Source organism: Clostridium aceticum (genome assembly GCF_001042715.1).
Taxonomy (GTDB): Bacteria; Bacillota; Clostridia; order Peptostreptococcales; family Natronincolaceae; genus Andreesenella; species Andreesenella acetica.
On sequence record NZ_CP009687.1, the window covers coordinates 2,981,781 to 2,996,833 of the forward strand.

General features: G+C 35.7%; 10 protein-coding genes. 2 read left to right on the top strand and 8 right to left on the bottom strand.

Annotated elements, in window-relative coordinates; genetic code table 11:
- Positions 1-97: 97 nt before the first annotated feature.
- Genes CACET_RS13800 through CACET_RS13810 form a run of 3 tightly spaced genes read right to left on the bottom strand, consistent with a single transcriptional unit; the run spans position 98 to position 4,630 of the window.
- Positions 98-1,480 carry a SpoVR family protein gene (locus CACET_RS13800; protein WP_044825287.1) on the bottom strand — a complete coding sequence of 461 codons (1,383 nt, stop codon included), beginning with the start codon at positions 1,478-1,480 and terminating at the stop codon, positions 98-100.
- A gap of 10 nt (positions 1,481-1,490) precedes the next feature.
- A complete protein-coding gene (gene yhbH / locus CACET_RS13805; protein ID WP_044825288.1) occupies positions 1,491-2,675 on the bottom strand; it encodes a sporulation protein YhbH in 1,185 nt (394 codons plus the stop codon).
- A gap of 32 nt (positions 2,676-2,707) precedes the next feature.
- Positions 2,708-4,630 carry a PrkA family serine protein kinase gene (locus CACET_RS13810; RefSeq protein WP_044825289.1) on the bottom strand — a complete coding sequence of 641 codons (1,923 nt, stop codon included), beginning with the start codon at positions 4,628-4,630 and terminating at the stop codon, positions 2,708-2,710.
- Positions 4,631-5,099: 469 nt separating this feature from the next.
- Here CACET_RS13810 and CACET_RS13815 point away from each other — a divergent pair, with 469 nt between their 5' ends.
- Entirely contained in the window at positions 5,100-6,143 is a 1,044-nt protein-coding gene (locus CACET_RS13815; RefSeq protein ID WP_044825290.1) for a PocR ligand-binding domain-containing protein, read from the top strand.
- 44 nt (positions 6,144-6,187) lie between these two features.
- Positions 6,188-6,661 carry a chemotaxis protein CheW gene (locus tag CACET_RS13820; protein WP_044825291.1) on the top strand — a complete coding sequence of 158 codons (474 nt, stop codon included), beginning with the start codon at positions 6,188-6,190 and terminating at the stop codon, positions 6,659-6,661.
- Positions 6,662-7,100: 439 nt separating this feature from the next.
- Here the strand turns inward: CACET_RS13820 and CACET_RS13825 are convergent, their stop codons facing one another.
- From CACET_RS13825 to CACET_RS13845, 5 genes are all read right to left on the bottom strand, one after another.
- A complete protein-coding gene (locus CACET_RS13825; RefSeq protein ID WP_052661481.1) occupies positions 7,101-8,366 on the bottom strand; it encodes a methyl-accepting chemotaxis protein in 1,266 nt (421 codons plus the stop codon).
- A 289-nt stretch (positions 8,367-8,655) separates the two neighbouring features.
- Complete coding sequence (locus tag CACET_RS13830; RefSeq protein ID WP_044825292.1) at positions 8,656-9,495, bottom strand: CvfB family protein; 840 nt, start codon at positions 9,493-9,495, stop codon at positions 8,656-8,658.
- Between the two features lie 178 nt (positions 9,496-9,673).
- Positions 9,674-10,216 (bottom strand): TDE2712 family protein, encoded by a 543-nt coding sequence (locus CACET_RS13835; protein ID WP_044825293.1) that lies wholly within the window; start codon positions 10,214-10,216, stop codon positions 9,674-9,676.
- 408 nt (positions 10,217-10,624) lie between these two features.
- Positions 10,625-13,747 (bottom strand): efflux RND transporter permease subunit, encoded by a 3,123-nt coding sequence (locus CACET_RS13840; protein WP_044825294.1) that lies wholly within the window; start codon positions 13,745-13,747, stop codon positions 10,625-10,627.
- Positions 13,748-13,749: 2 nt separating this feature from the next.
- Positions 13,750-14,967, bottom strand: coding sequence for an efflux RND transporter periplasmic adaptor subunit (locus tag CACET_RS13845; protein ID WP_044825295.1), 1,218 nt, complete (start codon positions 14,965-14,967; stop codon positions 13,750-13,752).
- Between the last annotated feature and the right edge of the window lie 86 nt (positions 14,968-15,053).

The window sequence follows — 15,053 nt, forward strand, 5'->3', positions numbered from 1 at the left end:
TTTTAATATTTAGTGATGAAAAAGTTTGTATCAGCAAAAAAGCACCTACCTATTTAACCCAAAACCTCATTGTTTGGTAGGTGCCTTTTTTCATTTTTCAGTTTGTGATAGAACCTATACTGACCCTCTTATTTTCATCACATGAGATAACTTTAGGTGTTTTGCCAATGATGGTCATTAACTGAACTTTACCACCCCATAAACTCGTAATATATTTCAGAGTTTCATAGGCGTAAGATAGTTCCAGCTCTCTGCCATCAAACTCATGCTTTAATACTAGTACATGATCTTTTTGAGATATCTCCACTACTTTTATACAAGGAATTGACTCCATTCCCACTGTATTGGCAATGGTATTTCTAATCTTTTTCCATCCTGGTTCATCAGCAACTTCTTCAATAATATAATCTTTTTCCTTCTTGTTATACTGAAAAAGATGCATTTCTTTACACAACTCTTCTGTCAAATATCTTCGAATAAAAGATTGATCTCTTTCAATTTTTCGCACTTCAAAAATCTTTTCCTTTCCATATTTTTTTTCAATTTCTGTAAAGATTTTGAATCCCATATAGTAGGGATTAATCCCTCCTAAAAACGGTCTAATTACTTGATTGTGTCTGCTCAAGAACTCCATATGAAGACTTTGAGGAAGTTCTAACTGATTTAAGATCTTATAGTGCCAGTAACTAGCCCACCCTTCATTCATAATTTTTGTTTCAATTTGTGGTATGAAATACTTTGTTTCTTCTAGAACAATTCTGATAATATCTTTTTCCCACTCTTCTAATCTACCATAGGTGATAATGAAATCCATAATATCCTCTGTAGGCTCAAGAGGGATTTTATTTAGATTAGGATAAGCTACTTCCTTCTTTCCTTCCAGTAGACTGGTGGTCTTTATTTCCTCATAATACTTAGTAAGCAATTTTTCCTTCTTTTCTTGATCAGTTATCTTTTTATCTCCCGTTACCCGTGAGGTTTGAAGTTTGATGCCGTGGGCTGCGTCTAAAATCCGCTCAACCTTTTCATAACCAATACTAGGATCGTGGATATAGCTTCTTACCCTATCCGCATGTTTTTTAAACATTTGCACTACGTCTTCTGCTCTGGTTCCCTCTACAAACAAACGATTATTTTTAAAAAAGTCATTATGACCATATACATGAGCAATCGTAAGAATTTGTAAAAGCAAAGTATTGTCCCTCATGAGGTAGGCAATACAAGGATTCGAATTAATTACCATTTCATAGGGCAAACCTTTTAAGTTGTAAGAATAAAGGGTTTTACTTTTTTCATAAGCCTTCCCATAGCTCCAATGGGGATAATGGGCTGGCATACCCACATAAGCTTCATAACAAAGCATATCGTCATAACTACAAATTTCAAACTCTTGAGGATAGTAGTCTAGCCCTTCCCTTGCTGCTATCTCTTCTATTTTTTTATTCCATTCTTCTAATTCTTTTATTGTATAATCTCTCATCTCAAAATAATCACTCTACAACTTCCCTTTCCTTATCTAGAAGATTCTTAAGGGCTGGAATGATATCCTCCTTTCTAGAGATTGTTACTGCTGAAAAATTCTTATGCTTAAGCTTAGAAAATTCATTGAAAATTTTACTATTTCGGTTGTAATATCCCTGTAAAATCTCTCCGTAACCAAAAAGATTACATACTTCACATAGTTCTCCCGCTAATTTAATAGCTTTTTCATTGTCGTTGGACCAGTTATCTCCATCGCTACAATGAAAAGCATACACATTCCATACAGCAGGATTGTATCTTTCTTCAATAATCTCTAAAGCCTTTTCATAGCCACTACTGATATAGGTTCCTCCAGTTTCTACCTTATGAAAGAACTCATCTTCATTCACTTCCTTTGCGGTGGTAGAATGAGCTATAAATACAATATCAATGTTAATATACTTTAACTTAACAAACTGATATAAAAGAAAGTAAAAACTTCTAGCCAAATACTTTTTTGCTATATACATAGATCCTGAGGTATCCATGATACATATAACAACTGCATTACTTTCTCGCTTTACATCCTCCCTCAGTCGAAAATATCTTAAATCATCTTCTTTAAAAGGAAACCTTTCCTTCTCTTCCTGCTGAAGAATTTCTGGGTTTTCTCTTCTTCCTCTTTGATAAGCCTTCTCCCTTTTAATTCTTTCAATCATCGATCTTTTCTTAGCCAAACGTGGAGGAATTCCTTTTCTTTGATAGCCTAAGCGTTTAAAGTTCTTTTTGCTTTCCAACTCATTAAACTTCTTTTTATCAAGAAAAGGTAGATTCAAATCTTCAAATAAATAATTCATTAGTTCTTCGATAGTAATCTCTGTTTCATAAATGTCTTCTCCCTCTTGATTCCCAGCTTCACCCTCCTGTCCTTTACCCTTCTCCATTTCTTCACTACCTATTTTATCTCCTCTTTTTTCACTTCCATCACCAGAGCCAGCCCCTGGCTTGTTTTTACCATAAATAAATTGATACTCTTTGATACCTCTTATTGGAATTTTTATCTTCTTATCTTTACTTTTGCCAATAATGCTTTCCTCGGCAATAATATCTGCTATATTTTTTTTGATGGACTCCTCTACCAGTTGCCTGTGCCTTCTCCGATCCTCTGCTGAACGATCTCTGCCTCTACTGTCAAATTCTCTAAATACTGTCATAGCCTCACCCCCATCACCGTTACAATCATCTTCTAATCCTTCCAAAGATTGTTGGCAGCATACTTGAGAATTACATTACAGCAGTGATCACAGTAACCGTTACGCTTCATTTCTTCCACCATAGCATTATATTTTTCCTTCTGTTCCTTATCCCTAACCTTTGTACGAGTAACAACCCTGCTTAATTCTCTTACAGAGGAAGTTAATTTTTTCTCTATGGCTTCTCTTAAAGGCTCGTAACTACTATAATCAATTTTTCCTCCTTTTCTTATCACATAAAACATGTAGGCAGTAACATCTTGACGGAATCCCTTGGCTGCACTTTGGGTGATATCAATCTGCTCTTCAATAGATCGCAGAAACCTTTCGTCTGCCTCCAGCTCTTCTCCTGTATTTCTATCTTTTATTTTTGTATTATTCACATAGGCCTCAGCATGGTCTAAATAGTTATTAAATAAGTCTTCAGCCTGTTCTTTGTATCCATGAATAAAAGCCTTGGTTACTTCTTTTTCTAGAATTTTGTGATATTCTTTTTTGATACTATCTTGTAAAAAGCCTAAATATCTCTTCTTTTCATCCTCTCCTAAAGTCAGTTCCTTCACTGCCTTAATAAGGGTTTCTAAAATAGTGATAGGATTGATACAATCATACTCCGATTGTGCAATAGCTGTATCAAGGACCTTTATAATAAATCTAGTGGATATCCCTGTCATACCTTCCCGCTGTGCTTCTTCTCTAAGTTCTAAGATATCTACTTTCTTCGCACTACCCTTTTCGATAATTTCTTCTCCATTGTATATCTTTAGCTTCGTGATAGTGTCTACCTTTGAAGAAGGAGCTAATCTCGTTAATATTGCAAACATAGATGCTAGTTCCATTGTATGTGGGGCAATATGAGCATCAAACTTACTATTTTTCAATATCTTTTGATATATTTTTATTTCCTCTCTTAACTCTAAGCAATAAGGCACTTCGATTTTTACAATTCTATCCAAAATAGCTTCGTTGGTATGATCTGCCTTAAATTTATTCCATTCAGCTTCATTAGAATGAGCTAAAATAATTCCATCAAAGTAAATCATAGAACCCTTACCAGGGGAGGGAATGCTCTTCTCTTGCGTAGCAGTAATCATGGTATGCAGATACTCTACTTCATTTTTAAATACCTCTATAAACTCAACAATCCCACGGTTTCCTACGTTGAAAGCTCCATTTAAAGATAAAACCCTTGGGTCATCTTCAGAATATAAGTCTAGTTTAGAGATATCTACTGAGCCGATGAGTACAGAAGTATCCTGATTATTTGGATCAACCGGTGGCACCACGCCCACACCTTTTCTAGACCGAATACTGAAGTCCACTGTTTCTACTGGAAATTTCTCAAACTCTCCATTGTATTCCTCCACTAATCTATAACGACAAACAGGACATAAGTCTCCTTCAATTTTTACCCCCAATAACTCTTCAAACTCTTCCCTAAGGTGTTTAGGAACAAGATGTAGGGGTTCTTCTCGCATAGGACAACCCTTAATAGCGTAGATAGGAGGGCTTATCTCTAAAGCCTTTTTTAAGGTTTCCATAAGAGAGGATTTACCTGCTCCTACTGGCCCTACTAAATAGAGAACCTGTCGGGATTCTTCTCCCCTCATGGCTGCTGCTCTTAAATAATTTACAATTTTCATCAATGTTTTGTCAATGCCAAAAAAATCATCCTTGAAGAAATTATATTTTTTGATAACATCATTACCATAGATCCTTCTTAATCTTGGGTTTTCCTCTGTATTGATTACTTCTACACCTTTTTCTACAATCATTTGGTACATCCTGTGATGAGCTAGCTCACATAAAACTGGATTTTCCTTTAATATGTTGAGATAGTCTAAAAATGTTCCTTGAAAGTGATGCTTCTTATTTTCACTTCTATCCTTTTTTATCAAATCTTCAAATTGTGTCATGTTTTTTTGAAACCTCCTTTTTTTTCAAACTTCAAAATCTCTTCAAAATTTCGGTGATTATATTTTTAAATCTTTTTTACTATATTCCATACAATGATAGAGCGTGTATAATTAATATGTATGTAACTACTTTTATTTTTAAAACTTTTTTGTTATCTAAAACCTCAAGCTCTGAGGGATTTAAGGGCTTCTACCTATACGAATTTTCTGCTATTTTAAATTTGAATGATTATCAAAAAATATTTATTCTTCTACTAAAGTTTTAGAGGAGTTTTACTATTTTTGTAGAATCTTACATAAATCGACATTATTTTATTTTTGTAGAACATCACATAAATTTATATTTTTTATAAATTTATGCATTTACCACTGATGATTTATATCAAGACGCTTTACGAGGTCACAATAGCTGTCATCAGCTTTGCATTTTAAAATTAAACATTGCCTAATGAAAAAGGGGGACTATCTTATGAAAATGACGCATGAAAAGGAAGACATTCACCTTGAAAACATCGATCTGAGGGATATTATTGACATTGATTTTCTTCAAAAATTTCAAGATGATTTTGCAACAGCTATAGGTTTGGCCAGTGTTACCGTTGATGAGAAGGGAAATCCAATTACCAACCCTAGTAGATATACTAGATTTTGCATGGACTTTACCCATTCAACAGAAACCGGCGATCGTCGATGTGCAGAGTCTCATAAAAAGGGAGGAGAAGAAGCCGCAAAAACTGGTCAGCCTGTGGTTTATGAGTGTCATGCAGGTTTGATAGATTTTGCAGCCCCCATTATGCTGGAGGGAAGACTCATCGGAACGATTTTAGGTGGTCAAGTCTTAACCGCTTCTCCCGAAGAAGATAAGTATAGAAAAATCGCTGGGGAAATTGGTGTAGACTCTGAAGGTTATGTAGATGCTGTAAAAGAAGTCACCACCTTATCAAAAGAAGAAATTCAAGCTGCTGCAAATGTATTATATATCGTAGCTAATAACATGTCTAAAACTTGGTATCATCAGTACAAGTTGAAAACTGCAGCTACTATCCTTAATGATAGTCTTACACAAATATCTGCTACAATGGAGGAGATGGCGGCTTCTGCTGTAGAAGTCAGCAGCAATCAATCTCAATTAAATCAAGAAATTGGAAATGTAAGCAAAATGTCAGAGCAGATTAGTGAAGTATTAGATTTTATAAAGGAAATTGCCGATGAAACAAGGTTACTAGGCTTAAATGCTGCTATAGAAGCAGCCAGAGCTGGAGAGGCAGGACTAGGTTTCGGTGTAGTGGCACAAGAAATTAGAAAGTTGTCCAGCGATTCTAAGCAAACAGTGTCTAAAATCAAAGACTTTATTGATCACATACAGGAATCCGTAAAAAACACAGTTAGAATGGGAAATGCCACCAATATAGTTACAGAACAACAGGCAGCAGCGGTTGAGGAGGTTACTGCTAGCATTGAGGAAATTACTGGTTTAGCTGAACAGTTGAATGATTTGGCTATGGAAAAGTAACAAAAGGTATTTACCAATGAAATCTGCAAATAGGAGTGAAAAATATGCCCAATATGCAACTAGTTGTGTTTCAACTTGGAGATCAGTATTATGCTGTGGAAATTGATTATGTCAATGGTATCAATAAAGTAAAAGATTTTAATATCATGAAGGTTCCTAACGCTCCAAATTTTGTTGAAGGCTTGATCAATCTAAGAGGAAAAATTCTTCCTTTATATAATTTAAGAAAACGATTTTTCAATGAGGATTTTCTTTCTAAAGATAATGAAATCCTTGTGGTACGTATGAAGGATATTATGGTAGGACTTATTGTAGATGAGGTCTTTGATATCATAAGTCTGGAGGAGAAGGATGCTGAACCCGCTACAAATCTCTTTTTAGGGATAGATAGCAGATTTATAAGCCATATTGGAAAAACTGAAGATCAAATGATCATTATTCTAGATGTGCCTAACATCTTATCTCAAACAGAGCAACAGGAAATTACCCCTATGTTTTCTACTGAAAAGGCTACATAGTTTAAACATAGATTCAGTAACGTTAACTTAAGTCATAATTTTCCATCGTTATTTCAAGATCCTTCGCTATGCTCAGGATGACAAATCAAGCGGATTTTTTGGAAATAATTAGCTTAAGTTAAGGCCTATGAACATAAATTAAAATCTTTATATAGATAACCAACTACAAAGCTTAACAAAATGCAGACTGGATGCATTTGCAAGAAATGACTACAATGTTCAATTCATGTAAGTGGAAAATCCGTAAAGAAATTTGCATGTTTGAGCGGTAGCGAGTTTGCAAATTTTAGGATTTTTCACTGGAGTGAATTGCTAACATTGTTCATTTCTGAAACCGCAGGAAGGCGTATTTTGTTAAGGTATAAAATTGGTTATCTATATTTAACAACAATTTTAAAAGTAAATTTTAAAAAGCGAAGTTCAAATGAACTTCGCTTTTTTAGTATTTAAACTTTGAAAGATTTTCCCGCATTTCCTCAGCCATTTTTGACAATGTTTCAGTAACACTAGCAATCTCTTGTATAGAAGCTGCTTGCTCTTCCGATGATGCTGAAACTTCTTGAGCTCCAGCTGCATTTTCTTCTGCAATCGCTGAGAGGTTTTGTACAATATCGATAAGTTCATCCTTCTTTTTGCTCATAGCTTGTTGAGATTCATTTACCGTTTCTAAAAATTTCTTAGATTTATTAGTAGTCAAAGAAATACTATCAAACTTCTTATTGGTTGTATCTACACTGATGGTTTGTTCTTTTACGATATTGGCTATTTCTTGAATAGCAATAACTGCCTCTGCTGTTTCTGTAATCAACTCTTGTATAATCGTTCTTATCTCCAGCGTAAACTCATCTGTTTGCTCTGCAAGTTTGCGAACCTCCTCAGCTACTACAGCAAAACCTTTACCGGCTTCTCCTGCTCTTGCTGCTTCAATAGCTGCATTTAATGCCAACAGGTTTACTTGTTCTGCAATTTTAGAGATCATAGAGCTTGCACCTTCTATTTTTTTTGCACTTTCATTTGCATGTACAATCACTGTACCTATTTTTTCTGTTACCTCATTCACTTCACTTGTTTTTTGGTTGAGGTCCTTTAAGGTTTCCAGACCTTCGTCCTTTAGTTTTATAACAGCGTTGGTGGTGGAGTTTAATGTTTTTAGGTATCTTTCATTATCTTCGATCAGCTCCCCTAGCTCACTTACCTTAACAGCTCCCTGCTCTGTATCCTTAGCTTGATCTGCCGCTCCCTTTGCCATTTCTTCGATAGTATTTGCCACTTCTTCTGCTGAATTAGCAGCCTGTTGGCTAGTGTCAGTTAGTTGTTGTGAGGAAGTGGCTGTCTGTTCAGAAATGGTGTCAATACTTTTTATGAACTTTCTAAGACTATCTATAATCTGCTGGAAGGATCTTGACAAATCGCCAACTTCATCTTGACGTTGAAGAAATTCTTCAGGAATATCCTCAGTAATGTCTAGATCTGCGATTTTCTTTACATGGTTTACCGCTAAGGTAACTGGTTTCAAAACACGTGTCGCTAAAAGACTAACAAGAAAGACCGTAGCTAGTAACATGGCAACAATGACAAAAAGTACTGTGCTTTTATTAATGATAATATCTTTTGCAAAAGCATAGGAAAGTACCGATGTAATGATCATTAAAAATAAATTAAAAGATAATAACAGACCAATGGTTCTCATTTTTAAACTCTTCATGCTTGTCCCCCTAACACCTAAAAATTTTTTAATGTAACTCCTTTTTTTACTGACATCGTAGAAAAATCTTGATGCATCCTGATTATGTTGATCCTTATCCCACTTTATATTGTTTTACTTTTGTAGGAAAGCTGTCAGTATTCCAATAAAAATAATAAGAACATGGATAAAGATTGTCTTATAGCCCTATAGTTATTTCCATTATACTAACAAATTTGTATAAAATCAACAAAATATGGAAGATATGTATAGTTAAGCAATTTAAAAGGAATTGATCTTTATTAAGTATTTATCTTTCAATTAATTTGATACCTTTTTCATCAAGATGAATTTGTCCTTCTTTTAGCAGTCTTCCAACAGCTCTTTTAAAAGCTCTTTTACTTATATTTAATTCTTTTTTGATTTTTTCTGGATCACTATCGTCCTTCAACAATAATATTCCACCTTTGAGTTTTAATTTTTCAAGAATAAGTTTTACATCTTCATCCATCTGCTTATAGGCTTTTTCTCTTAAACTTAAATCTAATTTCCCGTCTTCCTTTACTTTGGTTACTCTTGCTTCTACCTCATCCCCGTATGCATATTCTCCATATAACTCATTCTTAGGTATCAAACCCTGATACTTATTATCAATAGCTACAAAAGCACCTATATCTTCATTGATACCATAAATCCTTCCTCGGACTCTATCGTCTTTCTTATAGGGTGATTCACTACTTAGTAACTTATGAACCTCCATGGTTGCACATAGTCTATCACTTTTATCTATATATAAACCAACCAAATACTCACTACCCTCTTGAACTTCACCTTTTTGCTCTTTAAAAGGCAGCAACAAATCTTTTTCTAAACCCCAATCTAAGAAGGCACCTATTTTTGTCACTTCTACCACCCTTAAAGCAGCTAATTCCCCAAGTTTTATCTTAGGCTTTTTTGTTGTAGCAATAAGACGGTCTTCAGAATCCTTATAAACAAATACTTCTATCTCATCTCCTATTTCCACACCTTCAGGAACTTGTTTCTTCGGCAGTAGAATGCTGTTGTTCTTATCCTTTTTAGAACTTAAATATACGCCATACTCACTGGATTTAACTACTTCTAGTTTTTGAACCTCACCTAATTCTATCATGCTCCACCCTCCTCTATCTGTAGTACTAAAATTTTATTACAGTATCATTAACGTTAACTTAAGCCATAGTTTGTCATTCTTCGTTATTTCAAGATCCTTCCCTATGCTCAGGATGACAATAAGTTAACGACTATGATTGCAGCATACTTTTTTATAAATATGTAGTACTTACCCAGCACTAGCTACTGACTAACGTAGTAAGCTTTTCCTCTATGTAGTCCAACAATAAAGTATCCCCAATAGTAACTTTATTTTCTTCATATAAATCTGGTTTAACCCTAAAAAAGTTAATGAATAGTTTGTTGTCTGCGATTAAATATTCATCCTGATGTCCCGGAAGAAATATGACTTCTAGTTCTTCATATCTTGGCGTCTCAATTTTTTGGTTTAGCTTATCAATGACATTATCTAGGTTTAAGGTTTTAAGTGGTTTTATCATCATATCTGTGTAAGCTAAATCCTCCAACATCCACATATTATTGTTCCAAAACTTCCTTTCCTTTTTGCTCTCGCTATTAAGGATTTCTCTATTAGATATGGCACTAAGAACTTTTCTTACAGATTCTTTGTTAAACTCATCATCATAAATATAATTCATTTCTGGCACTTCAGCCATAGTTACGATATATTTCTCCCCTACCTTCTCCCTTTCATTTGTACTTTGCCAATAGTAAAGCATTCCCTCAATAGCATCTAGTTTTACTTTTATTCTTTTAATCATATGTACACTCCTCTGCAGTAATTTCATGTGAAAATCATAGGCGTTAACCTAAAGCGTTATTACCAAAATTCTCTCCAAATGTCATCCTGAGGGTAGTAAAGGATTTTGGGATAACGAAGGATGACAAATTATAGTTTAAGTTAACGCTAATGATGTGAAAATAAGCATAAATAAGCATATAGTATATTTATTTCCCAAATCCCTTGATTCCATTTACTTATTTTCTTGTATAGATAAACAAGTTCAAAATTAAGTCCTGATGTTGTTTATCTATAGCAAAGCTTATGAATTCATCTACAGACCTACAACCTTACTATCATCAAATGACTTATTCGACATAACACAACAATTTCCTCTTTAAAAATAAATACACCACTTTATTCTTTTGGAATAGTGGTGTATTTATCATTAATTTTTAGCAGTTTCTTGCTTTTTTCCTTTTAGTTTTCTTTTAATACTTACTGAAATATCATCTATGATGGTATACACTGTGGGAATTAATACCAAGGTTAAGACCGTAGATAATAATAATCCTGCAATAACTACAATGCCCATTGGCGCCTGCATCTCTGAACCTTCTCCGATGCCTATGGCTAAAGGCAATAAGCCCAATACAGTCGTTAAGGTTGTCATTAAAATAGGTCTTAGCCTTACAGGACCAGCTGCAATAATCGCTTCATTTCGCTCTTTACCTGCTTCCCTCAAGGTGTTGATATAATCCACCAGCACAATCCCATTATTAACAACAATCCCTGCTAGCATAATGATACCGATTAAGGCTGTTATCCCTAGTGCTTTTCCTGTGATCAGCAGTCCTAATAAGGCTCCCGCCAACGCTACAGGCACTGACAACATAATAGTAAATGGATGTATCAATGACTCAAATTGAGCCGCCATCACCATGTAAATCAATATTACTGCCAGTATTAATGCTAAAAGCAAATCAGCAAAGGCATCATTCATTTGTTGATTTTGCCCCCCCATATCATAACTATATCCCTGAGGTAAATCATAATTCCTTAATGCCTCATCAATATCCTGTGTAACACTCCTCAAGTCTCTGTTACCGATCTGACCACTAATGGTTACTACTCTTTGTTGGTCTTCTCGATTGATTTGTACAGGACCCTGTTCAACAGATACACTAGCCACTTGGTTTAAAGGAATACTTCCGCCAGCAGCAGTTTGAATCCCCATTTGTTCTAAATTAGCCAAGCTCTCTGTTGCAGAGTTTTCCCCCTTAACAATAACATCAATTTCATCTCCATCTAGCTTATACCTTGTAGCCGTTAACCCAGATGTGGTGTTTCTTACACTATTGGCAATTTGTGCGGTTGTTAACCCGTAGGTTGCAGCACGATATTTATCGATAGAAATTTGAACCTCTGGTATACCTTCACTAAAACTAGTGGTTATTTCTCTTGTATCTTCTACGGATTCAATCATCCCCTTGAAATCTTCTGAAATTTCTTTTAAAGTTTCTAATTCATCTCCCTTTAAGCTAATACTAATAGGGTCACCTGCCATTCCTCCCATAGCATTGGCGGATTCCGAAACACTGATTTCTGTTCCAGGAATATCCTTAAGAAGTCCTCTTACTTCATCAGCTACTTCTTTAGAATTTCTATCTCTCTCCTTCATTTTAGACAGCCTAATAGTAACACTACCTCGGTTGCTGCTGCCTCCGCCAAAGCCCATTTGACCACCTCCGCCGACAGAAGAAAACACAGTATCTATTTCTTCTATAGCAGCAAGGCTTTCTTCAATTTCAAAAAGCACTTCATTTACTTCATGCAGCTCAGAGCCTACAGGTAAAGATACATTGATATTTACTTGACCTTCATCTGTAGCAGGGAAAAGTTCTACCCCTATAAAAAATACGGAGGATAAACTTCCTAAAAAGATGATCATAGCCATGAGAATCGTAATTTTTCTGTGGCCTAAGCTCCAAGTCAGTATCTTTCTATAGCGATTTTCTATACCATTAAAAATTTTATCAAAGGCATCGTAAACAGCCCCAAATCTTTTTCTTGTACTCTTTGTTTTCATGTTATCTTCATCAGTTACCCTCAAGAATTTAGAAGACAACATAGGTATTAATGTCAAAGATACTATTAGGGAAGCTACAAGAGAGAAGGTCACTGCTAATGCTAGTTCTGTGAAGAGACTGGAAATCATTCCCTCAACAAAAACAATCGGTAAAAATACCGCTATTGTTGTAAGCGTAGAAGCAGTAACCGACATAGCTACCTCAGAGGCCCCTAAGCTGGCTGCTTCTTTTTTAGAATATCCTTCTGTTCTGAATCGATAGATATTTTCCAATACAACAATGGCATTATCCACCAGCATACCTACTCCTAGGGCCAAGCCTCCTAGTGTCATGAGGTTTAAAGTAATATTACCAAAGTACAGTAGTGCAAAGGTTCCAATAACAGCTATAGGAATAGAGGTTCCAATGATTAAAGTAGATCGAAGGTTCCTTAAAAATAGATAAAGCACCATAATAGCAAAAACTGCTCCCAATACAACACTCTGAAGTACATTGTTAATTGCATCCGTAATATAAGTAGATTCATCAGATACAATGGTGAGTTCTATAGGATGATGTTCTTGTTGTAATCTTTCTATTTCTGCATGAACCAAAGACGCTACCTGTACAGTATTGCTGTCTGACTGTTTCTGGATTGAAATATTAATACTACTTTTACCATTGGTTCTAGATATCGTTGCTATATCACGATGGGTTAACTCCACCTCTGCGATATCCTTTAGTAAAATGATACTTCCACTAGGCAATATTACAGGAATTTCTTCAATTTCTTCTAGGCTTTTAAATTCCCCCATCGTTCTGATGGCAAGTTCCTTCTCACCATTTTTCACTGTGCCTCCTGGCAGGTTCATATTGGAGGCTCCTATTGTTTGAGACAGCTGACTTAAAGTAATACCATAGCTATCTAAACGCTGCTGGTTTGTCCTAATGTGTATTTCATTGGTATAGCCACCAGTTACATCTACGGAAGCTACCCCTTCAATTCTCTCCAACCTAGGCTTTATTGTTTCTTCCGCTAATATTTGCAGTGAAGCTAAGTCTTCTCCATCTACCAAAGATAGTTGAATAATAGGGAAGGAATTGGGGTCTATGGTTAAAACCATTGGATCAGATGCACCCTCTGGCAAAACACCTTTGATGAGATCAACCTTCTCCCGCATATCTAAGGTAGCAAAGTTCATATCTGTCCCAAAGTTAAACTGAGCAATAACGATGGAACTACCTTGTGAAGACCTAGAAGTAACGCTTTCTATATTGCTTGCAGTAGCAATAACCCCTTCGATGGGTCTTGTAATTAAGTTTTCTATTTCATGGGGCCCTACCCCTGAATAAGAGGTGCTGACAATAGCTACTGGTATTTCCATAGCTGGGTAGAGATCTATCGGTAATCTAGTTAAGGAGATGGTTCCCAATAGTATAATAACAAGCATAATCATTGCAATCATTACAGGTCTTTTTACTGCTAATTTTGATAAATTCATAACTACTCACCCCTTACTACTTTCACCCGCTGCCCATCTGTTACATAGTGCTGACCTTTGGTAATAACCACATCTCCTTCTTCCAAGCCTTCTGTCACTTCAATATATAAGCCTGTATCTAGACCTAAAGTTACCTTTTGTTCAACTGCCTCTTCATTTCTCACTAGATAAACCACTTTCTCTTTATCTTTATCAAGTACAGCCCTGCTTCTTACTGCTAGTACATCTTGTCGCTGCTCAAAATTTAAGTGTATCGCCCCACTCATACCAGGTCTTATTTTTCCTTCGCTGTTATTTATATATACCTTCACAGTATACAGTTGTGTTCTAGCATCTGCGGTAGGACTGATATAATCAATTTTTCCTGTCATCTCTTCATCTAATGCTGCAGCTATTGTTATAGCTACTTCCCGTCCCTTATTTAGTCTATTTACCATATTTTCCGCTACATCTACTTGTAAGTAAACCCTATTTATGTCTACAATTGTTGCTACTGCCTGTGCATTACTAGCTAATTGCCCCTCCACAGCAGTTAAGCTGTTGATCATACCACTAATTGGAGCTTTTACTAATGTGTTATCAAGGTTGCTCCTTGCTTGCTCCCCAGCACTTTCTGCTTGACTTAATTGGTTCAAGGCTTGCTGATAACCTATTTCTGCCTGATACATTTGTGCTTCTGCTGTCTCTAGTGGCTTTGTAGAAGCTGCTAGCTCTGCCTGCTCCAACTGGGTTTTAGGGATAGCCCCTGCTTCATAGAGGGTTTTCATTCGTTCTAAGGTATTTAAAGCATCCTCCAGTCTTTCCTTAGTTGATTCATACTGAATTGTGGCTAACCTTATACCATTTTCTGCCTGCTCTACACCTCGCTTGGCTAATTCTATACCATGTTCTGCTTGTTCAATACTTCTTTGAATATCCTTTTGGTCTATTGTCAATAAAACCTGATCCTTGGCAACATAATCTCCCAGCTTTATGTTCAAACTAGTTATTCTTCCAGGCATTTGTGGTACCACCATCACTTCTTCATTGGCCTGCACCTTACCATTTAAAGAAACTTTATTCTCTATCGTTTCCTTTTGTATCGTCTGAATTTCTACTGGTACGTAATTTTCCTCCTGCGTAGCAAAGACCTCTTGCGGCGCACCCCTCCTGCATCCTGTAATAAAAGTAGCAACCATCACTAAAATAAGCAATAGGGTAAAAACTGACTTTTTTCTCATTTTACTTCCTCCTGCATTCTAAGTTTTATTAGACCTATTATTTTACATGAGACTGACTAGTCGGTCGACATAGGCCGTCATAAACT

What these genes read in the sequence shown, in the direction of transcription:
- CACET_RS13815 (WP_044825290.1), top strand. Translation starts at nt 5,100, where the DNA reads ATGAAAATGACGCATGAAAAGGAAGACATTCACCTTGAAAACATCGAT.
- CACET_RS13835 (WP_044825293.1), bottom strand. Translation starts at nt 10,216, where the DNA reads ATGATTAAAAGAATAAAAGTAAAACTAGATGCTATTGAGGGAATGCTT.
- CACET_RS13825 (WP_052661481.1), bottom strand. Translation starts at nt 8,366, where the DNA reads ATGAAGAGTTTAAAAATGAGAACCATTGGTCTGTTATTATCTTTTAAT.
- yhbH (WP_044825288.1), bottom strand. Translation starts at nt 2,675, where the DNA reads ATGACAGTATTTAGAGAATTTGACAGTAGAGGCAGAGATCGTTCAGCA.
- CACET_RS13820 (WP_044825291.1), top strand. Translation starts at nt 6,188, where the DNA reads ATGCCCAATATGCAACTAGTTGTGTTTCAACTTGGAGATCAGTATTAT.
- CACET_RS13845 (WP_044825295.1), bottom strand. Translation starts at nt 14,967, where the DNA reads ATGAGAAAAAAGTCAGTTTTTACCCTATTGCTTATTTTAGTGATGGTT.
- CACET_RS13830 (WP_044825292.1), bottom strand. Translation starts at nt 9,495, where the DNA reads ATGATAGAATTAGGTGAGGTTCAAAAACTAGAAGTAGTTAAATCCAGT.
- CACET_RS13810 (WP_044825289.1), bottom strand. Translation starts at nt 4,630, where the DNA reads ATGACACAATTTGAAGATTTGATAAAAAAGGATAGAAGTGAAAATAAG.
- CACET_RS13800 (WP_044825287.1), bottom strand. Translation starts at nt 1,480, where the DNA reads ATGAGAGATTATACAATAAAAGAATTAGAAGAATGGAATAAAAAAATA.
- CACET_RS13840 (WP_044825294.1), bottom strand. Translation starts at nt 13,747, where the DNA reads ATGAATTTATCAAAATTAGCAGTAAAAAGACCTGTAATGATTGCAATG.